The organism is Actinopolymorpha alba DSM 45243 (genome assembly GCF_000373925.1).
Taxonomy (GTDB): domain Bacteria; phylum Actinomycetota; class Actinomycetes; order Propionibacteriales; family Actinopolymorphaceae; genus Actinopolymorpha; species Actinopolymorpha alba.
On record NZ_KB892720.1, the window covers coordinates 92,712 to 114,692 of the forward strand.

Consider the following 21,981-nt stretch of genomic DNA (forward strand, 5'->3'; position numbering starts at 1 on the left):
GGACAGGAAATTGACCATGCTGGACAACTGTCGGCGTGCTGATACGCAAGCGTTACTTGCCAGCGGGTTCGACCCCCTGATCGACCCTTGCCAGAACACTGTGCCAGTGCCATCTTCTGGGGTCCGGGGGTCGTCCTCCGGGTGAACACCGCTGGGGTTCCAGGGAGTCGCCGCGGTCGCCACCACCGGCGTTCCGGCCCGTCGTCCCCTGGCGAGTATCGCCTACAGCTAGGTCCTCAGAGCCCAGGCATCCCGTCGACCGGGCCATCAATGGGTTGTGAAACAGCGCGCAGCGCAACGACCAAAGGAGGTCGATGGCCTTGCCGATATCACCCAGGACATCAACGATCTCGCGCCGGCGAGCGCTCCAGACATTTGGAGGGCTCGGCCTCGGCGCGATGGGTCTCCTCGCAGGAGGCTGCACGATCACCAAGGGCACTCCGCCGATATCAACCGTTGGTCTCGACAAGAAACCTGCTCCAGGACGCAAGGTCAACATCGAGGTCTACAGCGTCTGGGGGTCCACTGTCGGCCAGGGTCTGGTCAAGCTCGCCGAACGTTTCGAGGAATCCCAGAAAGACATCGGCGTGCGAGTGGTTTTCGCACCGGCCGGTATCGGCGGCGGTAGCGTCCAGCAGAAACTGTTCGTCGCGATTGCCGGGCGCAACCCGCCCGACGTCGCCCAACTGGTGCCTTCACAAACACCACAGTGGGCCGATCTCGGCATCATGACGGACCTGACCGACCGCTTCAAAGCCGCGGGTCTTTCGGAGAACGACTTCTTCCCTGGCGCCTGGGAAAGCATGTCCTACAACGGCAGCGTCTGGCAGGTGCAGTGGGACGCCGACCCGAACTTCCCGTTCTTCTGGAACAAGGGAGTCTTTGAGGAGGTCGGCCTCGACCCGGAGAAGCCCCCGACCACGATCGACGAGGTCGACGAATACTCGAAGAAGATTCTCAAGAAGAACGGCCCGAACATCGCCCGGATCGGCATGATCCCGTGGGACACCTACGGCGCCTCCAACTCGATGTTCACCTGGGGCTGGGCCTTCGGTGGATCCTTCTACGACAAGGAGAAGCTGGAGGTCACGCCGGACCACGAGTACAACGTCAAGGCCCTGGAATGGATCGTGAGGTATGCCAAGGCCCAGGGCGGCGCCGACCGGCTCGCGGTCACGCCACCCGGACTCCAGTTGCATCCTTTCAGTACGGGCAACATCGGGATGGCACCTCTGGTCGCCCCCAATTACCGCGACATTCGCACCAACGTCAAGGACATGCAGATCGGCTCCGGTCTCCTACCGCACCAGCCACCGGGGGCAGAGAAAGAAGGCGCCGGCGCGTGGATCGGCGGCTGGGGGATGTTCATTCCGTCCCAGGCCGAACGCAAGGACGAGGCCTGGGAATTCATCAAGTGGGTTTCGACGGCGGACGACGGCACCAAGGCCCAATGGGACACCGTTGGCTTTCCGCCCGCGTACAACAAGTCCCCTGTCGTTGAGACCATGCGCAACGACGAGATGTGGAAGCCGTACTACGACGTACTCACGACCGCGACGAACACCCGTCCGCCGTTCACGGTCTCTGACTTCTTCTTCCAGAGGTTGGACCAGGAAGTCACCAAGGCGATCTTCGGCCTGAAGACACCCCTTCAGGCGTTGCGCAAGGTCAAGGAAGACTCCCAGGGAGAGCTCGAGAGGTTCCGGAAGGAGGTTGGGTCGATATGACCGCCACCTCGGCAGCGCCCAGGTCAGGCTCCACCCATGCGAAGGAACGCCGTGGGCGCAGCCCACAACAGCGGCGTAACACGTTCTGGGGCCTCGTGTTCACCGCCCCAGGAATCATCGGACTGGTGTGGTTCTACGCATATCCGGTGCTCGCCTCGCTCTACTACAGCTTCACCTCCGCGACGATGGTCCGGCCGCCAGCCTGGATCGGAGCGACCAACTACGAGTCGCTGGCGAAGGACCCCACCTGGTGGCAGTCCCTGAGCAACACGATCTACTACGTCGTGGTGAGCGTGCCGCTCGGCATCGCCGTCGCGCTGATCCTCGCGCTCCTCCTCAATCTCAAGGTCCGCGGCCAGTCCATCTACCGCGTGATCTTCTACCTCCCCGCCATCGTTCCGCTGGTGGCCTCCGCGGTCGTCTGGTTGTACGTCTTCAATCCGCAGTACGGCGTCCTGAACAACGTGCTCAACTGGTTTGGGATCACCGGACCCGGGTGGCTCAATGACCCGGTCTGGGCGATGCCGGCGATCATCATCTTCAGCACCTGGGGCGCCGGAAACCTCATGATCATCCTGCTGGCCGGGCTCCAGGATGTACCCAAGGACCTTCACGACCAGGCGATGGTCGACGGTGCGGGTGCGCTGGCGAGGTTCCGCCACGTCACACTGCCGTTCCTCAGTCCGCATCTGCTCTTCGCTCTGGTCACCGGCCTGATTGCCGGTTTTCAGTTCTTCACACCGATCTTCGTCCTGACCAACGGCCAGGGCGGGCCGGCCGGCTCGACTCTGGTCTCAGGGCTGTATCTGTTCCAGAACGCCTTCCAGTTCTTCAAGATCGGCTACGCCAGCGCCATCGCCTGGGTGCTGTTCATCATCGTCGCCCTTGCCACGGCCCTGGTCTTCCGACTCGTCGGTCGTCGCGTCTACTACGGCGGAGCTTAGGAGGCCTCGAAAATGGCAGTCGCGACCAGTGCCCGAGCCGGCCGGGCCGCAAGCCGGAACACCACCTGGTGGCCGAAGCTCGCCGAGGCCATCGTTGCCCACGCGGCGTTGATCACCCTGAGCGTGATCTTCGCGATTCCGTTCTTCTGGATGGTCTCCGGCGCCCTCAAGACGGGCCCCGACATGAACGCCTTTCCGGTGGTGTGGTTTCCCACGACCCTGACGTTGGAGAACTTCATCGCCGGCGTTCAGGTCTTTCCGTTCCTCAGGTATCTGTTCAACACGCTGGTGATCTGCGTCTTCTCGATGGTCGGGGCGGCGCTGTCGAGTTCGTTCGTGGCGTACGGCCTGTCCCGCATCGAGTGGCGCTGGCGGACCCCGCTCTTCGTGATCATCCTCTCGACGATGATGATCCCGTTCTACGTCACGATGGTGCCGTTGTTCACGATGTTCCGGGCGATGGGTTGGGTCAACACATACCTTCCCCTCATCGTGCCGCACTTCTTCGGCGTACCCTTCTTCATCTTCCTGCTGCGGCAGTTCTTCCTGTCCATCCCGAAGGAGATGTCGGAGTCGGCACGGCTGGACGGCGCGAACGAGCTGCGGATCTACTGGCAGATCATCCTGCCGCTCGCCAAGCCGGCGTTGGCAGCGGTCGCGTTGTTTCAGTTCCTCGCGTCATGGAACGACCTGCTGGGGCCGCTCATCTACCTCAGCGACGCTGACACCTACACCCTCTCGCTCGGCCTGACGTTCTTCCGCGGCGAGTACGCCACGCAGTTCGGGCCGCTCATGGCCGCGAGCACAGTGGTGGTCATTCCGGTGATCGTGGTGTTCTTCTTCGCCCAGAGGACCTTCATCCAGGGCATCACCCTCACCGGCGTCAAGGGGTAAGTAGGAGCCGCTGGCGTACGAGATTCGATCGGAACGCCCGGCCAGGGATCCAATCTCGTGGTCTCGTCCACGAAGGGCCGATCCCTCCGGGCGTCCGGTATCTTCAACCAGCGTTGACGAACGACCGAGCATGCCCTGCGGATCGACACGATGACGACAGCGCGGATTCGCGCGGAAATGATCAAGAAAGGGCCGCGACGCCGACCCGGCGCCCTTAGGCCCGCCTGCGGGGAGATGTCAACCCACGCGGCGAATTCCCGTAAACTGTTCTCACACAAAGATCCCGTTGAACGGGGAGCACCTTTCCCGTTCAACGGGATAGAGGTGTTTTTCTGGTGTGCCGGTGCGCTTCGTTGAGCACCGGCATGCCAGGACCCACCTAGCTGAACGGGTTAGATCAACCCGTTCCTAGCTGCCCAAGCGACGACCTGAATAGGAGCCCGAGCACCGAGCCGATCACAGAGCGCCCGCGAACGCCGACGCACCGTACGATCGGAAAGCGCTAGCCGACGCGCAATGGCTTCCACAGGAAGCCCGTCGGCCAGTAGTGCGAGGAGCCTAATCTCGTCGTCCGTCACGCGACGCCGCAGGTCACTTGTGGTTGTGACGTGAGGTGGCGCATTATGACTTGTCGTGTTGGGGGCTGGCGTACTGTAAAGCGCTTCACTTCCTACGCCGGCCGGTCGGAGTGCCCTCACTACGCCATGGCTGAGATCTGACATGCCCATCCGCCTTCGCGTTGACCCCGTACCCTTCGCGTTAACCCCGTGTAAAAAGAAGCGGCCTGAGTCGTTTCAATGTCAACCTAAGGTACGGGCGCCACACCGCCTAGTCAACGGTCGATCTCGCACAGTTCTCCGTCTCGTTGCGCGCATGTACGCAGGAGAACGCACACTTCATTGCTCTTCGTGGCTTTGAACTTACTGTCCGCATAGGAAATTGGCCGGTACGGACACCGCGTAGGGACGCGAGCAACCTGCGTGGTGGTGAGGGCCCGACTGCGGGGTAACCACGTAACCACTTCGTCGCACGTCTGAAACATGGGCGCGGAGCCGCACCTCAGGCAGGCCCGCGGGGCACGCGCCGGCACGGTGGGCGTGCACAACGCACGAAGGGGCCGCACCCTGTCGACCTGTCAGAACGCAGGTCAACGAGGTGCGGCCCCTCGGGCCAAGCGGATACTCAGGCCACGTCAGGAGTGGCCCCGGCCGGGACCACCTCGGGCCGCTCGACCGTGCTCTCGACCTCGACCGGCTGGCCACCCTGGGCGCCGGACTCCAGCAACGACTCCATGATGTCGAGCACGTGGAAGGCGAGTTCGCCGCTGGCGCGGTGCCGCCCACCGTTCCGGATCGCCCGGGCCATGTCGGCCAGGCCGTAGCCACGTCCGGAGTCGGCGTACCCACCGGCGACGGCCGCGACCGACCACTCGCGGCTGCTCGGCGAGAACACCTCGACGTCGCCGCCGAACGTGTTCGGGTCGGGGACCGACAGGGAGCCCTCAGTGCCGTAGACCTCGATGCGGGGCAGCTTGGCCGCCCACACATCGAAGCTGGTCACGATGGTGGTGAGGACTCCGGACTCGTGCTCGAGGACGCCGGACACATGCGTGTCGACCTCGACCGAGAACGTCGTGCCCTGCTTGGGCCCGCTGCCCACGGTGCGCTCCTGCCGCGCGCGCCCCACCCGTCCGGTCACCCGGCGGATCGGACCGAGCAGGTTCACCAGGGCGCTGAGGTAGTAGGGACCCATGTCGAGCAGCGGGCCGCCACCAGGCTTGTAGTAGAACTCCGGGTCCGGGTGCCAGGGCTCGGGGCCCGGGCTGACGAAGAACGCCGTGGCCGCGATAGGCGCACCGACGTCGCCCCGGTCGAGCAGAGCCCGCGCCGTCTGGGTGCCGGTGCCGAGCACCGTGTCGGGTGCGCAGCCGATCCGGAGGCCGGCCTGCTCAGCTGCCCCGAGGAGTGGGCGCGCCTCCTGGCGGGTGATCGCGAGCGGCTTCTCGCCGTAGACGTGCTTGCCCGAACCGAGGGCGGCCAGCGTCACCGAGGCGTGCGCCGCCGGGATGGTGAGGTTGAGGATCGCCTCCACCTCGGCGTCGTCGTACAACTCGTCGGGGGTCATCGCACGGACGCCGGGGTTCTGCTCGGCGACGACCTTCGCCCGAGCGAGGTCCAGGTCGGCGGCGGCGACCACTTCGGTGTTCGGCAGCTTCGCCAGGTGCTCGAAGTAGGTCTTGCTGATCGTGCCCGTGCCGACGACGCCAACCTTCAACGGCTCGCCCATAGGAGTCCTCTCTCGATGATGGTGCGCACCTCGGGGGTGTCGAGGTCGTCCAGCTTGTGTCCGACGGTGCAGACGAAAACGCGGCCCGCACCCCACGGCTTGGTCCAGATGGCGGGCATGGTGACGCCGCCGATCCAGGGATAGTCCGGATGAGGAGCGAAGGTCGTGGTCGCGAGGGTGTCGATGCCCGGGTCGGCGTGGATGAAGTACTGCTCAGTGTTCACGGAGAACCGGTCGATGCCCTTGACGATCGGATGGTCGGACCGGTCGGGCACGACCTCGACGTCGTAGTCGACGAAGCCGCCCGGGTGGCAGATGAACTGCCCACCGACCATAAAGTTGTACTCGAGGTCCGCACGGAAGGCGTCGGCGATACCGCCATGCCAACCGGCGAGTCCGGTGCCAGCCCTGACCGCCGCGTCAAGGCCCTTCCGCTGCTCGACCGTGATCTCGCCCATCGTCCAGATCTGGAGGATGAGGTCGGTGGCGGCTAGCAGGTCGGCGTCCAGATAGGAGTCGAGGGTCTCGGAGACCTCGACCGTGAAACCGCTCTCCCGCAGAAACGGGATGAAGCGATCGGTCGACTCGACCGGCACGTGGCCGTCCCAGCCTCCACGGACCACAAGTGCCCGGCGCCCACTCGCGCCTTCGGGTGTCGTCACGGACGTCACGCCCCTCCCTACGTACACACGCAAAGTCACCGAAGACCGTAAGTCCCTGCCTCTCCGCGAGCAATGCCAACCCCCCGTGCGCTCAACATGTGAGAACGCCGCCGCGCAGTGTGTCCGGACCTCGCCACATACGCCCCGCTGGCAAATATGCGCCATGGCCCAGATGCGCCCGCCGACGCGCCGGCCGCGCGACGTGGGTCCGGCAATACTCCACTCGGCTCATCGCCAAGTCCGGAGGATCTTCCCATGCGTTCCCGCGTCGCTGTCGCTGCGCTGACGCTCGCCACCTGTGTGGCGGCGTCCTTCTCTTCTCCACCCGCCTCCGCCACCGCTCCCGGTGGTCCATCCACCGGTGTCCCCACCGGGTCCGCCCCGGCCGGAAGGTCCGCGGGCGAGCCGGGTCCCGAGGTCACGTTGGTGACCGGGGATGTCGTACGCCTGGACACCACGGCCGACGGCACGCACCGGGCGGTGTTGGTGAGGCCGACCCGGGCCGCATCCGGCTACCACGCGTACACCGACGCGACGGGTGACGCCCACTTCGTACCCGGCGGCGCCGACCGCCTGCTCGCGCAGGGCCGCCTCGACCGCGGGTTGTTCAACGTCAGCGCGCTGGTCCGTCAGAAGTACGACGACGCGCACACGGGCAACCTGCCACTTATCGTCACGTACCCGACGACGACGGCAGCCACCCGGTCAGCCGGCACCTTCAAGGCGACCGTCCGCGCCCCGCGCTCGCTCGGGCCGGTCAAGGGGGTCGCGGTCGCCGCTCGTAAGAGCGGGGCGAAGGACTTCTGGGCGGACTGGTCGGCGCGGCCGGACTCCTCCGCGGGCACCCTCTGGCTGGACGCGAAGGTGACCGCGGTGCTCGACCAGAGCGTCCCCCAGATCGGGGCACCGGCCGCCTGGCAGCGCGGGTTCGACGGACGCGGCGTCACGGTCGCGGTCCTCGACACCGGCATCGACACGACCCATCCCGACTTCGGTGACCGCGTAACCGCGACCCGTGACTTCAGCGGTAAGGGCAGTGTCGTCGACGGGGCCGGCCACGGCACGCACGTCGCGTCGATCCTCGCCGGCTCCGGCGCGGCGTCTGAGGGCCGGTATCGCGGGGTCGCACCCGGCGCCCGTCTGATGGTCGGCAAGGTGCTCGGCGACGACGGCAGCGGGGCGACCTCGCAGGTGATCGAAGGGATGCAGTGGGCCGCGACGGGTGGCGCCGACGTGGTGAACCTCAGCCTCGGAGGTCCCGTCACGCGCGGGGACGACCCGCTGAGTCAGGCCCTGAACTCGCTGTCGAAGCAGTACGGCACGGTGTTCGTCGTCGCGGCCGGCAACTTCAGCCCCTTCATGCCCGGCAGCAGTTTCGTCTCGTCACCCGGGTCGGCGGAGGCGGCGTTGACCGTCGGCGCCGTGAACAAGTCCGACCGGATGTACACCGGGTCGCGCCGCGGGCGGATGGGTGACAGCGCGATCAAACCCGAACTCGTCGCACCCGGCGTCAACATCACCGCGGCCCAGGCGGCCGGCACCGGCGGAGACCAGCCGTACGCCACGATGACCGGCACCTCGATGGCGACACCACACGTCGCGGGCACGGCGGCGCTCCTCCTGCAGGAGCACCCCGACTGGAACGCCGATCGGGTCGAGGCGGTGCTGACCTCCACGACGGTTCCCTTGGAGGGCGTAAGTGTCGTGGCTCAGGGGGCCGGCCGGGTGGACGTCGACCGGGCCACCCGGCAGGGGGTGTACGTCGACCAGGGCACGGTCGACGCTGGCTACTTCGCGCAGCCCTATGACCCCGCCAAGCTGACCGTCAAGAAGACCTTGACGTACCACAACGACACGGACACTCCTGTCACGCTGGACCTTTCGACCAACCTCACCGACAAGGACGGCCAAGCCGCCGAGGACCCGTCCGCGCTGACCGTCACGCCATCGTCGCTCCCGCTCGCGGCCGGCGGCAGTGGGGAGGTGACCGTCACGGTGGACGCTGCGCGCGTTCCGCCCAGCACCTACACGGGCCGGGTGGTCGCGAGCGACGGCGCCAAGCTCACGGTCGCAACCACCGTGGGTTTCTACAAGCAGGACGACACCGTTGACCTGACGATCAAGGCGATCGACCGGCGCGGGAATCCGGCCCAGGCCACCATGCGGCTCGCGCCGTACCGTCAAGAGGACTTTGACGGGCGCTACTACCCCGACTACATCTACCTCCAGCCGGGCGAGACGGAGCAGGTCGTGCGGGTGCCCGAAGGCGACTTCAACCTCTGGGCGATGGTCCTCACCTTCGACGAGTCCGGCCGCTACGTCGAAGAGAAAAGCATCGTCAGCATCCCGCGGGTGCACGCGTACGCTCCCAATCCCACGATCACGCTGGACGCCCGTAAGGCCAAGCCCGTCACGCTCTCCACGCCGCAGCCGTCGACGATCCGGTCGCTGTCCCTGTCGTGGTGGCGGGGTACGCCGGGTGGTCCGTACAACACCTACGACTCGATGGGTGTGATGGTCAGCGACGGTTCGGAGGAACGCGTCTCGGTCGCGGGCACCGACAAGGTCACCGACGCGCCGTTCGTCGTCACCACCGCGTTCGATGCCGGACCACCTGTGCTGACTGGCCAGATCGTTGGTGGCGCGACGCTGCATCCGGTGTGGGAGGGCGGTCCTCCGATCGACGGAACCGTCACCATGACGGTCGTGGACGCGGGTACCGCGCGTCAAGCCGACCTTGACAAGGTGTCCTTGCAGGGCAAACTCGCGCTGGTGCGCGAAAGCGACGACCTGTCGTACAACGAACAGGTGGCGGCCGTCGTCGCGAAGGGCGCTCGCGCCGTGCTGCTGTACTCCGCCCAGCCTGGTGTCTTCTGGCCGGCTGCCGGTGGGCGGGTGCCCGTGCTCGCCTCTCCCAAGGCCGATGGTGAAGCAATCCGGGCGGAGCTGCGCCGACGTCCGGTGTCGGTGAAGTTCGTCGGGCAGCCGATCGCCGACTACGCCTATGACGTCGCCTTCGTGGAGCAGGGACAGGTGCCAGCGCAGCTTGCCTACAAGGTGACGTCAAACGAGCTTGCGACGATCTCCACCAGGATGCACACCACCGGAACCAAGGAGAAGGGCTGGCGGCTGCACAACTTCATCGCCACACCCTGCGGCTGCTCGACGTCTCTCGTCGCCGACCTCGTGCCGTCGACGGGATACGTCCGCACGGAGTACGTCACGACCCGACCGGACGTGCGGGTGCATCCCAGCTGGCAGTACCTCTATGACAACCCGGGCGACGAGATGTATCCAAGGTCGACCAGCAGCTATCAGCGTGGGCAGCGGCTGACCGACGACTGGTTGGGCGCGCCGTTCTCGCCGGGGCCCGCCAACAGCACCTTGACGCTGTACGGCGCGAAGCGGGCAAGCATGCGGTACGCCGACACGATCAGGTACGACATCGCGACCTGGACCGACTCGGCCGGGCACTGGTCGCCGACGCTGGCGTCGTCGGAAGCCCGGAGCAGGCTTTATCGCAACGGTGCACTCGTCACGTCATCCGACTACGGGCTCAGCGGGACGGCGCGGGTGCCCACGGAGGATGCGACGTACCGGCTCGAGGCCGACGTCGACCACGATGGCTCGCTGTTCGGCCTGACCACCAGCAGCCGGTCCGCGTGGACGTTCCGCTCTGCCGGCAATGGCGGGACCTACGCGCTTCCATTGGTGGACGTCGACTACACCGACGTGGTTGACGCGGCCACCGGGCGGCGCGCGCTCGACCTGGCCAACACCGCCGGTGCCAACCGCTCTGTCAACCTCCTGTTGCACGCCGGGCACCAGTTGGAATCCGACGTGCCGCCGGTCCAGGCCGTGAAGGTGTGGGTGTCATACGACGACGGCGCGACGTGGCAGGAGACGACGACCAAGCGGACCGCGGCGGATACGTTCGCGGCAAGCTACCGGCACCCGCGGGTGAAGGATGGCGGGTACGTTTCCCTGAAGGTGCGGGCCGACGATGGTGCCGGCAACAGCCTCGACCAGACCCTGATCAGGGCCTACCGCCTCACCCGCTGAACGCGAACCCGGGGTTGTCAGAGGTTTCTCGGTCTCCTAGCCGAGAAACCTCTGACAACCCGGCAGGCCCGTCGCGGCCGCGCGGCCCACGGCATCCGCGCGACCTCTAAGCTGGCCGGCATGCCTCCGCGCCCCTTCGAGCTCATCTGCGAGGTCGAGCCGTCCATCCGTCCCGACCTGCAGCACGTCCGCAACCAGATCGAGGTCCTCTCGCCGGTGGCGGACGCGTTCCTCGCCCCCGACAACCACATCGGCCGGGCCACAGTCTCGAGCGTGGCCGTCGCACACGAGATCCAGCGAGTGGGCGGCAGGGGAATCGCCTGCCTGAACTCCCGTGACCGCAACCTGCTCGGATTCCGCCGCGACCTCCTCACCGCGGCGGCGTACGGCGTGGAGCGGTTTGTCTTCGTGTACGGCGACAAGCCGACCTCGGGCAACCGGACGAGCGACCTCACCGTCCGCGCCATGCTCGAGGAAGTGCGGGGCCTGGAAGGGGATCCGGCGTTCACCGGCGTTCCGCCCTTCAAGGTCGGTGTCACCACCGGCCTGCGCCCCCTGCCAGCCTGGAAGGCGTCCGCGGACTTCGTGTTCACGCAGGTGAGTTTCTCCCTGGAGGCGTTGCTGCGTTGGAGGGAGGCCCAGGACCTCACGTGTCCGGTGTACGCCGGCGTCATGGTCCTCGCGAGCGACGGCATGGCCCGCCGGCTGGCCGCGTCGATCCCCGACATCGAGATCCCGGACGCGCTCATCGACCAGGTGGCCCGCGACAAGCTGGCGGGCGTCGAGCTGGCCTGTGAACACCTCGAGCAGATCCGGGAGAGCGGTGCCTTCGACGGCGTCCACCTGGTGACCGGCGTGAGGTTCCGGCCGGTGGCCGAACGTCTGGCTCAGATCGCCCGCGCCCGGTCGAGCAACACCGTGAGCCCCGACCAGTCGGACACGTAGTCCGGCCAGATCCCCGACGCGAGTTCGTCGAAGAGCCCGGCCGATGCGTCGACCAGATCGAGGACGCCCTCCCGGCCGGCGTCGCTGTCGGGGACGAGATCGAAGGCCAGACTGAGAACGTCGTTCAGCGGTCCGCCAAACCGGTGATGGGTCGATCCGGCCTCCCGGTCACGCAGCATCATCCCGGCGACCAGGCATTGGCGCGGGAGCTCGAGCGCCAGATGGCCACCGATCAGCAGATCGTTCCTGGCGGCCTTGGTCACCGCGAGAGCAGCCGTGAAGCGGAATTCCTTGATCAGCGGGGGAATTTCCGGAATGACCGGATTGGGTGGACCCGACAGTTCCGGCGATATCCGCGTTTCCGAGAGGCGGCGCCGCTCGTGAGGGATCGCCTCCCGGTCGTCGACGGCGATGAGGTCGATCCAACGCCCGTCCCGATAGATCACGCGTACGCCCGCACCGCACTCACGGGTGAACGTCTGGAAGGTCCAGACCGGCCCGAGGGCACCGAGCCACGCAGGACTCGCCACCCGGCCCACCTCGGCGGTCGGAACGACCACGCCAAGATCAAGGTCGCTCCATTCATCGAGGTCATCAGTAGCACCGGAACCAAATATCCAGAGTTCCTCGACCGACCCGTCAGTGGCCGCGACGGCGGATACCCGCGGGAGGGCCTCAGCGTGCCACGTCCCAGCCCTCGTCCCGGCTCCCAAAACTTCCTCGCTCTTTGGTGAAATCACAGGTCCTTCTCAGGTTCCCGGGAAAGGCTCCCGTCGTGTCCGATTCCCAGCCGGGCCGGCCGGCCATGGTTCTGGTGGTCGACGACGAGCCCAACATCCTCGAGTTGCTGTCGGCAGCCCTGAGGCTGTCCGGGTTCGACGTGCAGGCTGCCAACCGAGGTTCCCTCGCCCTGCACCTGGCAACGCGGACACGACCAGACATCGTCGTACTCGACGTCATGCTCCCCGACGACGACGGCTTCGAGCTCGCCCGCAAGCTTCGTTCCCTGCACAGCGAGCTTCCGGTGCTGTTCCTGACCGCCCGTGACGCGGTCGAAGACCGTATCGCGGGGCTCACGGCCGGAGGGGACGACTACGTCACCAAACCATTCAGCCTTGACGAGCTTGTGCTCCGGCTTCGCGCCATCCTTCGCCGAACCCGCCAACTGGCCGACATTGAGGACTCGGACGTGTTGACCTACGCCGATATCGAACTCGACGAGAACGCTCATGAAGTACGCCGACGCGGCCAGACCGTGCGGCTCTCGCCCACCGAATTCAACCTGCTGCGCTATCTCCTGATCAACGCGGAGAAGGTGGTCAGTAAATCGCAGATTCTCGACCGGGTATGGGATTACCAGTTCGGCGGAGACAGCCGGATCGTCGAGTCGTACATCAGCTACCTTCGCCGCAAGATCGACGTTCACGACCCACCGCTCATCCACACCGTCCGCGGCGTCGGCTACACCCTGCGGATGCCGCGCGGGGTGGCCGCGCGCTGAGCACCGCACGATGGCGATCAGGGCGGTCAGTCGGCGACCATGGACCCTCCAGGCCCGGCTCGTCGTCGCCCTCCTGGCGGTGGCAGCTGTCGGTCTGACCGCGGTCGGCGGCGCGAGCGTCGTACTCCTGCGGCAGTCCCTCATCAGCCGGGTGGACGAGCAGCTGACGGGCGTCCTCCGGCAGTGGCGGGTGCGGCCGATCAAACCGCGCCTGCACCCGCCTGGCCAAGCCGGCCCGCGAGATCTGCCGACCGACTTTCGGGTGATCCTGCTCGGGCAGGACGGGACCGAACTCACGGTCGTCGGCGAGCTCGCCGGTGACACGAGCGGTCCAGCCCTGCCGCCGCTCGACCAGGCCAGCGCCCTCCAACGGGACGGGATCCCCTTCACCGTCCCGGACCGGACCGGAGGCGGGTCGTGGCGGGTCCGCGTCCTTCCCACCCCTGCGGGCCGGACGCTCGTCACCGCACAGTCCCTTGCCACTGTCGACTTGACCGTCGAGCGCCTTCTGCGGATCGAGATCGCGGTCGGTGCGGTCGTTCTCGCGCTGCTCGGGGTGGTCGCGGCCGTGGTGGTACGCATCGGACTTCGACCGCTGACCCGCATCGAGCGCACCGCGGCGGCGATCGCGGCCGGCGACCTCGATCGCCGGCTGGCCGGCGACGACTCTCACACCGAGACCGGGCGGCTCGCCCGCGCCCTCAACACCATGCTGGGCCGGCTAGGGTCGGCGTTCCGGGAACGCGAGGAGTCCGAGCGCCGGCTACGCCGTTTCGTGGGCGACGCGTCGCACGAACTCCGCACCCCACTCACCTCCATCCGAGGCTTCGCCGAGCTGTACCGGCGAGGTGGCGCGCCACGGCGCGAGGACGTCGACCGGATGATGTGCCGGATCGAGAGCGAGGCCAGGCGGATGGGCCTGCTGGTCGAGGATCTCCTCCTCCTGGCCCGCCTTGACCGGGAACGCCCGCTCAACCTCACCGACGTGGACCTGGTAGCCCTGGCAGGGGACGCCGCGCAGGACGCCCGCGCGCACGATCCCGAGCGTCAAGTCCGCCTTGCGGTGGGCGGCGAGGCGGTCCACGTGGTGGGCGACGAACACCGGCTCCGCCAGGTGATCACGAACCTGGTGACGAACGCCGTCCGGCACACGCCAGCCCAAGCGGCCGTCGAGATCCGGGTGGGTTGGGCGGACGGCCCGCCCGGGCGCCGGGGAGCCGTTTTCGAGGTCGCCGACAACGGCCCAGGTATTCCGCCCGAGCATGCGGCCAACGTCTTCGACCGCTTCTATCGCGTGGATCCGTCGCGCTCGCGCGGCCGGGGTGGTACGGGTCTCGGGCTCGCGATCACCGCCGCGATCGTTGCGGCCCATCACGGCCGGGTGGAGCTGATCACCGAGCAGGGTAAGGGCACGCGCTTCCGCGTGTGGCTCCCCGCCGACGCGACCATCCAACCCAAGGACTTTGGCCGGTCCCGTCAGACCCCCACGACCTCGCCTTTCGCGCGCCCCTCACCCGCCGAGCGTGACGTGGAAGGCGTACGAACCTGAGCCAACCCGCAGGACCGTCTCGGCTGGCGAACCGCTCGGCTCCACGACGGCTCCCTCCGCGACGACTCCCTCCGCATCGCCGGCCGGCCGGTCGCCTTCGCGGATGGCGGTGGCCGTCGGCGTGGGCAGCCAGACCTCCGCGGTGGTGTTCGGCGGGATCGAGACGTCCAGGGCGAACGTGTCGTCCGCAAGCCGCCATTGCGTCGTCACCGGGCCATGCACGGTGTCAAGCGCGGCTTTCGCCCAGGTGATGCCGCCGCCCGCACGGGGACGCACGACCACGTGCTGGTAGCCGGGCGCGCCAGGGGCGATTCCGCCCAGGGTTTGGTACATCCATTCCCCGACCGCGCCGTACGCATAGTGGTTGAACGACGTCATGTGCGGGTCCTGGAAACCGCGGGAGTCGCTCCAGGAGTCCCAGCGTTCCCACATCGTCGTCGCGTCGCCGTGCACGACGGGATACAGCCACGAGGGATAGGTGTCCTGCGTGAGCAGGCGGAACGCCACGTCCTCGTGGCCGAAGCGCGACAGCACCGGCAGGAGATACGGCGTACCCAGGAATCCGGTAGCAAGGTGCCAGTTGCGCGACGCGATCTCCTCGACGAGGTGCCGCGCCGCCATCGGCTCCTCAGCCGGCTCGAGCAGGCCGAAGTGCAGTGCCAGGACGTACGCCGTCTGCGTTCCCGACACCACCGTGCCGCCACCACGGACATACCTGTCCCGGAACGCGGCCCGCACGTCCGCGTAGAGCTTCTCCCACCGGGCAGCGTCGTCGGGCCGGTCGAGTTCGCGCGCCAGGGAAACGGCCACCCGCGCGGCGTACGCGAAGAACGCCGTCGACACCAGGTCTTTCGGCGTCGGTGTCGGCGCGAGCCAGTCGGCGAAACCCTCGTCGGGCCGGATGTGGCCGGTGCTGTTCGCCTCGAGGTAGCGCAACCAGGCGTTGACAGCATCGAGGCTTTCGGCGGCGAGCCGCCGATCGGCGTACGCACGCAGGATTTCCGCGGGCACGATGGCGATCGCGTCACCCCAACCGGCCGCTCCCGCCGCCGCGCGACCGTCCCCGCCCATGAGGAAACTGTGCGGGGACAAGACGTCCGGCGCGACGTGCGGCACCCCGCCGTCCGGCTGCTGGCCGTCACGAAGGTCGCGCAGCCACTTGCGGAAGAAGGACCGCACGTCGTAGTTGAACGCCGCGGTGGATGCGAAGACCTGCGCGTCACCGGTCCAGCCGAGCCGCTCGTCCCGCTGTGGGCAGTCGGTGGGCACGGTAAGGAAATTGCCGCGCTGGCCCCAGACGATGTTGTGCTGCAGCTGGTTCAGGCGTTCGTCAGAACACTCCAGCGCACCGATCTGCTCCATGCGGGCGTACGCGACCAGCGCGGTGATGTCGCCCGCCTCGAGCACACCCGGATGCCCGACCACCTCACAGAACCTGAAGCCGTGCACGGTGAAACGTGGCTCGAAGACCTCACCTTCAGGGTCGCCGCGCAGGGTGTACTCATCGGTCGCGACCGCACTGCGCAGCGCCTCGACGTACAACTCGCCGCGATGGTCGAGCACTTCGGCATGCCGGACGAGCAGGCGGGTGCCAGCCGCACCGCGGACGTTCAGGCGTACCCACCCCACGAGATTTTGGCCGAAATCGATGAGGAAGGTACCCGGCCGGCGTTGCTGGACGCTGACCGCCGGGACCTCCTGCTCGACCCGGATCGGCGGCGCCACCTGCGCCTCGGGCGGGCCGTGCTCGGGGGTGTCAATGGCGACTTGCGTCCAGGTGCTGTCGTCGAAACCCGGGCGATCCCAGCCGATCGGCTCCTGCCGCGCGTCGATGACCTCGCCGTTCTGGAGATCGGCGTACCTCGTCGCTCCCTCGCCCACCCGCCAGGAGTTGTCAGACACGATCAGCGTGCGCGAGCCGTCGGTGTGCTCGATTTCCAAGCGGGCACGGAACAACCGCTTGTCGCCGTACTGGAAAGCCCCGAACCAACAGACGTTGCCGGCGTACCACCCGTCGGCCAGGATGCCGGCCAGCACGTTGGGCCCCTCAGCCAGCAACGCGGTGACGTCGTAGGTTTGGTACGGCACCCGGATCGCGTAGTCGGTCCAGCCCGGGGTGAGCCACTGGCCGCCCACCCGCTGGCCGTTCAGCCGAACCTCGTAGATACCCAGCGCGGTCGCATAGAGCCGGGCCCGGCGCACCGGGGCCGGAAGCTCGAATCCCTTACGTAGATAGGGACTTGGCCGATACGTCGCCCTCGACCGGCCGTACGGCGCGGTGCCGTGCAGGCCGTATCCCCGCGCCAGCGGCCAGGAGGCGTCGGCGTACTCCGGCCCCTCCCACCCTGCCTCGTCGACGTCCCGGCACCGCCAGGTGCCGTCACTCACGACCGTCACCGACGGGCCGTCGTCGAACTCGACGTCGAGCCGGGCAACCAGGGCAGCCGCCTCCGCGCCAGGCTCGGTCGCCCGCACGGCGACGGCAAGGATGTTGTCGCCGGGGCGCACCAACAAAGTCGCGGACTCGCTCACGCCGTCGGTGGTGACAGAAGCGCCGTTGACGTACGCCCGCACCTCGGCCGTGCCCGCGTCGGCCACCAGCCGCGCACGCGCCACTCGCCGGTCGTCTGGGACGCTGAAGCGGACCCGGAAGTACGCACCGTCCCCGGCGGCCGAGTCGCCGTCAACCGAAGGGAGCCAGATGCGTTCGACCTGGCGACCGGGACCCACGAAGTCCAGCGACAGCTGCTCCCCGCGCCCGGGCTCGTCCGCCGCGCCGATCCACCGGGCCGGCGCACCGTCTCGCCAGTCAGCCTCACCCAGCAGGCCGAGTTCGAACTCCGAAGGCTCGCTCCATCCAGAATCCCGCCCGGATTCATCAGTGACCCGAACCGCCCAGACATATCGCATTCGCGCCGAAAGTGGACGGCCGGAATAAACCACGTCCACCGTTTGTGCGGAATTGATCGTCCCGGAGTCCCAAAGCGCCGGGACAGCGTCATTTCCTGGATCGCCGGCTGTGTGCTCGACCAGCCTGATCTGGTACGCCGTCTGCGCCCGTCCCCGACCGGAACCGGCCAGCTTCCACGACAGGAGCGGCGCGGTATCGTCAAGGCCCAGCGGCACGGATACACGTTCTGTCCGAAGATCGAAGGGCGTCAGCGGTTCAATGGTTTCGTCCACGTCGTATCCATCCGTCGACTGAAGCGGTGAAACCTTTCAAGAATCCGGCGCTTGACGCTATGGTCGGCGCTACAAGCTGTCAAGGAGCATTCCTGCGGCTTGGCGCAGTCGTCGACCACGTGGGAGGTGCATTGTGGCGGCAACCGTGGAGAGAATGGGTCGTTCGTCGCGGGCACCCCGCCGCCGCAGCATCAAGGATGTGGCCGATCTGGCCGGCGTTTCGGTGGGCACCGTTTCCAACGTTCTCAACAAGCCTGCACTGGTAGCCGAAGAGACCCGGATCAAGGTCGAGGCCGCCATCGCGAGCCTTGGCTTCGTACGCAACGGATCCGCGCGGCAACTCCGGGCGGGCACCAGCCAGACCGTGGGCGCGATCGTCCTCGACATTTCCAACCCGTTCTTCACCGACGTCGCCCGCGGAGTCGAGGACCGGCTCGCCGAGGACGACCACATCCTCATCCTCGCCAGCTCAGACGATCGGCTCGACAAACAGCACCGCTACCTCCGGCTCCTTGAGGAGCAGGGCGTCCAGGGTGTTCTGGTGAGCCCGGCGAGCAACGACCTGACCTGGCTCGACCAGACCCGGGCCAGGGGCACGGCTGTCGTCCTGCTCGACCGGCCGAGCCCCAGTCCACAGATCTGTTCCGTCGCCGTCGACGACGTGAAGGGCGGCGACCTGGCCGCCACGCACCTTCTCGAACTCGGCCACCAGCGGATCGGATTCGTCAACGGCTCCACCAAGATCCGCCAGTGCGCCGACCGTCGCAAGGGCGTTCGCAAGGCACTGCGCGCGGCCGGGCTCCGTATCGCCGACTCTCTCGTCGAGACGACCGTCTCCGCGCTCAACGCTGACGGCGGTGAAGAAGGCCTCGAACGCCTGCTTCGGGTGTCCGAACCCGTCACCGCCATCATCTGCGCCAACGACCTCACCGCGCTGGGCGTCCTGCGTGGCCTGCGCCGCCGCCGGATCTCGGTTCCCGAACAGATGGCGGTGGTCGGCTACGACGACGTGGAGTTCGCGGGCGTGCTCACCACACCGCTGACATCCATCCGCCAGCCGCGCTACCAGATCGGACGCGCCGCGGCGACGCTCCTCCTCAACGAAGCGGGCTCTCGCACCCATCGCCACGAGCAGGTGCTCTTCCAGCCCGAGCTCATCGTCCGCGAGTCAAGCGGCCCACCTGCCCGGTGAGCGGGCGGGGCGATCGGGGCACTGTCAAGGCCGGATTGCGAGCACCCGCCGGATCGGGATCGCCACCTCCACGCCGCCCGGCTTCGCACTCGCCCGCTCGGCGAGCCAGTCGGCGGCGGCCTGCCGGCGTTCATCCGGTACGTCGGGGAGATAGAGCGCGCTCAGCAGGAGTTCGGCATCCGCGGCGTTCCGGACCCAGAATCCGAACCGCTCGCGCGCGTCCTCCATCACCACCAGCCCGGCGCGCGTCAGGGTCTCCTCAAGCCCGGCGACCCTCCCGCCGGGGAAGCGCGGCGGTGTCCGCAGCCGCGCCGTGAGCGGACCCAGGATGCGGGCGTCCCCTGGCCGAAGCGGCAACGGCGACGCGACCGTGGCCGCGAGCATGCCGCCCGGACGCAGGACCCTCCTGCATTCGGCCAGCGCACGGTCGAGCGGCTGCACCACCATCAGGCTCATCGAACACACGACGGCGTCGAAGCTCTCGTCCGCGAACGGCAGCGCACTCGCGTCCGCACACAGGACGTGCACACCGTGCCGCCGGCGCGCCACCATCAGCTCCGGCTCGGACCGGTCGATCCCGATGACCAGCGGATGGCTCTCGATCTCGCCCCCGGCCTGCTCGGCGGCCAGTTCAGCTGCCACCGGACCGCTGCCGCAGGCGACATCCAGAACCCACCGGCCGCGGCCCGCGACGGGACGAAGCACCCAGGCGTACGGCGTGAGACCGGCCGCCGTGCAGCGTCGTAGGACCTGCTCGACCTGACCGGCGCGGCGGGTGTGGAAGTCGGCAAGGTACGCCGACCAGTCCTCGGTCACTGCCAGCCAGCGCCCTTCGCCTGCGGCCGGAGTACGTCGAGGATGTCGTCCCGAATGGTCTGGAACACCGTCCCTCGTTGGACCGCCCGGCCAGCCACCGCCGAGACCAGCGCACTGAAACCCGGAAGCGCCTCGCCGCGACCGTCCGCCGGATCAACCGGGCTCGCGAGGAGCGGGTTCGTGCCGTTCTCCCACGGCCGGACCAACCGGGCAAAGGATCGGTGCCAGGTGTCCTCGATCTCGCTCGGAGCGGGCACGCCGAAGAAGTGGCCCACCGGGGCGTGGTGGCGCAGCGCGACGACCGGGCTCGCGGCGTACATCCGCGCGAGGTGGACCCGCGCCCCCAGGTCCTGGCGTACGTCCTCAGCCAACTGCGTCCACACCGAGCACGGCGCCCGGCACACACCCTCGACCGCCGGGCGTCCGGGCACCGGATGCGACGCACAGCGGGCGAGCGCGTCAGACACCCTCGAGTGGAACCGGTCCAGGTAGACGGTCCAGCCTTCGGTGTCGCCGCGCATGGCGTTCTCGACCCGCTGCGCGGCACTGCGCTGGGCGGCGGTGTGGTCGCACTTACCGGCCCGGAGCCCCCACCGACTGTCGGGGACACGAACGAACGCAGTCAGGTCGCGGGGGTCGCCGGCGTGACCGAGTACGGATTCCCAGGCCAGCAGCGGGAGGTACTCCGCGATCAGGTGCAACAGGACCACGACGTGGACCGGCTCCCGGCGGCGCCAGCGGATGTCGACCGCCTCGAGCATCAGCGCGAAGAGGGGCACCAGGCTACGCAGCGAACCCCGGTCATCGCCGAACGGCTCGCGCGGGAAGTGCGCCGCCTGAACCGGCGCGACGACGTCATCCGGAAGCACCCGGTCGGCCGCGATCAGGTCGAAGTCCTCGGCGTCGAGGTCGAGCAGACGCTCCCCTGCCGTCGCGAGGGCATCGACCTCGCGACGTACCCGCTCGGGCAGGTCGAGTACGTGAACGATGGATGCCATACCCGCGAAGCGATAGTCAGCCAGCAACGCCGAGACGATACCGAACGCGCGCTGGGTCGCACTCTCCACAGCAAATACCAGGTGGTCGCTCAGATCCGTTTGACGAAGATGTGGCTCGCGTGCTGCTCCGAGATCTCGGCGGTTTCGGTGACGGTGGCCAGCGCGGCGGACGCCCCGGCCGCAGCCGCCGCAGCCGCCGCGGCCGTCCTCCGGCCGGCCGCTCCCGGACCGGCCGCGTCAGAGCCACTGAGCTGTACGCCCCCCGGGGCGGGTGTCGCGGTGACGACCCTGCCCGGCAGGGCGCCCGCACGGCGGAGGATCTCCATGATCTCGGGCGTGGTCTGCAGAGGCTCGCTGATCCGGCGGATCAGAACCTTCGTCTCCTCCGCGGCGGGCTGGCTGGCAAGGACCCGGTCGAGGGAGTCGACGCCCTCGCGGAACTCCTCGACCTCCAGGTCGACTCCCAACTCGTCCAGCCCGGGAATGGGATTGCCGTACGGCGAGACGGTGGGGTCGTCGAGGATCTGGACCAGCCGGCGTTCGACCTCCTCGGAGATCACGTGCTCCCAGCGGCAGGCCTCGACGTGCACGATGTCCCAATCGAGCCCGATCAGGTCGACGAGCAGGCGTTCGGCGAGGCGGTGCTTGCGCATGACCCGGGTCGCGAGCTTGCGACCTTTCGGCGACAGCTCGAGGTGACGGTCACCCTGGACGGTGACGAGGCCGTCGCGTTCCATGCGGCCGACGGTCTGGCTGACGGTGGGACCTGACTGGTGGAGGCGCTCAGCGATCCGAGCACGAAGGGGCGTGATGCCCTCTTCCTCGAGCTCGAAGATGGTCTTGAGGTACATCTCTGTGGTGTCGATGAGATCGCTGTGGCTCACGCCGTTGTGCTCCTCTTTGTCTGTCCCACGGTCATCTGTCCACACGGTGTACGGCGCCTGCTCGCAGCTGCGCGGCCGCGTGGATGCGCGGACACCCTCGCTGAACCCTGCCCAAAGGATACGCGCGTCCACGTCCGAAGTCGGACGCGGACAAAACGGGCAAGATGCACTGGTGCCGCGCCGATCCAAATGATCACGTAAACGTGGCGGGTACCCGCCTCACCTGGCATCGACACTCCGCAAGGCCCGTACTAGCCACGTTTACGTGGTCATTTGGGGCCCGTCCGTACCCGGGCTCCGCGCAGCCCGCGCCGCGCCGCGCCAGCCGCAGATGCGGG

At 67.8% G+C, this 21,981-nt stretch carries 16 protein-coding genes; 8 read left to right on the forward strand and 8 right to left on the reverse strand.

What is annotated here, in order from left to right; translation table 11 throughout:
- The first annotated feature begins 398 nt into the window (after positions 1-398).
- From B141_RS0106070 to B141_RS0106080, 3 genes are read left to right on the forward strand one after another with little or no spacing between them, the layout of a single operon-like run.
- The gene (locus B141_RS0106070; RefSeq protein WP_020574276.1) at positions 399-1,727 is read left to right on the forward strand and encodes an extracellular solute-binding protein; all 1,329 of its coding nucleotides are present in this window, start codon (positions 399-401) and stop codon (positions 1,725-1,727) included.
- Positions 1,724-2,671 carry a carbohydrate ABC transporter permease gene (locus tag B141_RS0106075; protein ID WP_020574277.1) on the forward strand — a complete coding sequence of 316 codons (948 nt, stop codon included), beginning with the start codon at positions 1,724-1,726 and terminating at the stop codon, positions 2,669-2,671. The genes B141_RS0106070 and B141_RS0106075 overlap by 4 nt, the downstream gene beginning before the upstream one ends.
- Positions 2,672-2,683: 12 nt before the next feature.
- On the forward strand, positions 2,684-3,565 hold the full coding sequence (locus B141_RS0106080) for a carbohydrate ABC transporter permease (RefSeq protein WP_020574278.1): 882 nt from the start codon (positions 2,684-2,686) through the stop codon (positions 3,563-3,565).
- A gap of 392 nt (positions 3,566-3,957) precedes the next feature.
- Here B141_RS0106080 and B141_RS52700 read toward each other — a convergent pair whose 3' ends face one another.
- The 3 genes from B141_RS52700 to B141_RS0106090 all read right to left on the reverse strand — a co-directional run bounded on the left by B141_RS52700 (position 3,958) and on the right by B141_RS0106090 (position 6,522).
- Positions 3,958-4,293 carry a response regulator transcription factor gene (locus B141_RS52700; protein WP_420313575.1) on the reverse strand — a complete coding sequence of 112 codons (336 nt, stop codon included), beginning with the start codon at positions 4,291-4,293 and terminating at the stop codon, positions 3,958-3,960.
- 454 nt (positions 4,294-4,747) lie between these two features.
- Positions 4,748-5,851 (reverse strand): Gfo/Idh/MocA family protein, encoded by a 1,104-nt coding sequence (locus tag B141_RS0106085; protein WP_020574279.1) that lies wholly within the window; start codon positions 5,849-5,851, stop codon positions 4,748-4,750.
- Positions 5,836-6,522 (reverse strand): ThuA domain-containing protein, encoded by a 687-nt coding sequence (locus B141_RS0106090; protein WP_063828568.1) that lies wholly within the window; start codon positions 6,520-6,522, stop codon positions 5,836-5,838. Before B141_RS0106090 ends, B141_RS0106085 begins: the two co-directional genes overlap by 16 nt.
- 246 nt (positions 6,523-6,768) lie before the next feature.
- On the opposite strand from B141_RS0106090, the gene B141_RS0106095 reads away from it, so the two are divergent.
- Together B141_RS0106095 and B141_RS39135 are read left to right on the forward strand one after the other, a co-directional pair.
- A complete protein-coding gene (locus B141_RS0106095) occupies positions 6,769-10,575 on the forward strand; it encodes a S8 family serine peptidase (RefSeq protein ID WP_020574281.1) in 3,807 nt (1,268 codons plus the stop codon).
- Between the two features lie 120 nt (positions 10,576-10,695).
- Positions 10,696-11,520, forward strand: coding sequence for a methylenetetrahydrofolate reductase (locus tag B141_RS39135; protein ID WP_020574282.1), 825 nt, complete (start codon positions 10,696-10,698; stop codon positions 11,518-11,520).
- Here the strand turns inward: B141_RS39135 and B141_RS0106105 are convergent.
- Complete coding sequence (locus tag B141_RS0106105) at positions 11,463-12,260, reverse strand: nucleotidyltransferase domain-containing protein (protein WP_157180825.1); 798 nt, start codon at positions 12,258-12,260, stop codon at positions 11,463-11,465. The genes B141_RS39135 and B141_RS0106105 overlap by 58 nt on opposite strands.
- 65 nt (positions 12,261-12,325) lie before the next feature.
- Here B141_RS0106105 and B141_RS0106110 point away from each other — a divergent pair, with 65 nt between their 5' ends.
- The gene (locus tag B141_RS0106110) at positions 12,326-13,021 is read left to right on the forward strand and encodes a response regulator transcription factor (protein ID WP_020574284.1); all 696 of its coding nucleotides are present in this window, start codon (positions 12,326-12,328) and stop codon (positions 13,019-13,021) included.
- Positions 13,022-13,031: 10 nt separating this feature from the next.
- Entirely contained in the window at positions 13,032-14,570 is a 1,539-nt protein-coding gene (locus B141_RS0106115) for a HAMP domain-containing sensor histidine kinase (protein WP_020574285.1), read from the forward strand.
- Here the strand turns inward: B141_RS0106115 and B141_RS39140 are convergent.
- Positions 14,532-17,753, reverse strand: a complete 3,222-nt coding sequence (locus tag B141_RS39140; protein WP_020574286.1) for a glycoside hydrolase family 78 protein — start codon at positions 17,751-17,753, stop codon at positions 14,532-14,534. The two genes, B141_RS0106115 and B141_RS39140, sit on opposite strands and share 39 nt — an antisense overlap.
- Positions 17,754-17,907: 154 nt before the next feature.
- Between B141_RS39140 and B141_RS0106125 the strand changes: the two genes are divergently transcribed.
- Complete coding sequence (locus tag B141_RS0106125; protein WP_026256958.1) at positions 17,908-18,945, forward strand: LacI family DNA-binding transcriptional regulator; 1,038 nt, start codon at positions 17,908-17,910, stop codon at positions 18,943-18,945.
- 24 nt (positions 18,946-18,969) lie between these two features.
- On the opposite strand, the gene B141_RS0106130 is transcribed toward B141_RS0106125, so the two are convergent.
- The 3 genes from B141_RS0106130 to B141_RS0106140 are packed head-to-tail and all read right to left on the reverse strand — an operon-like array spanning position 18,970 to position 21,610.
- Positions 18,970-19,761, reverse strand: a complete 792-nt coding sequence (locus B141_RS0106130) for a class I SAM-dependent methyltransferase (RefSeq protein WP_020574288.1) — start codon at positions 19,759-19,761, stop codon at positions 18,970-18,972.
- Complete coding sequence (locus tag B141_RS39145) at positions 19,758-20,828, reverse strand: hypothetical protein (RefSeq protein ID WP_020574289.1); 1,071 nt, start codon at positions 20,826-20,828, stop codon at positions 19,758-19,760. The genes B141_RS0106130 and B141_RS39145 overlap by 4 nt, the downstream gene beginning before the upstream one ends.
- Positions 20,829-20,848: 20 nt before the next feature.
- A complete protein-coding gene (locus B141_RS0106140; protein WP_040420554.1) occupies positions 20,849-21,610 on the reverse strand; it encodes an iron-dependent transcriptional repressor DtxR in 762 nt (253 codons plus the stop codon).
- Positions 21,611-21,981 lie beyond the last annotated feature (371 nt).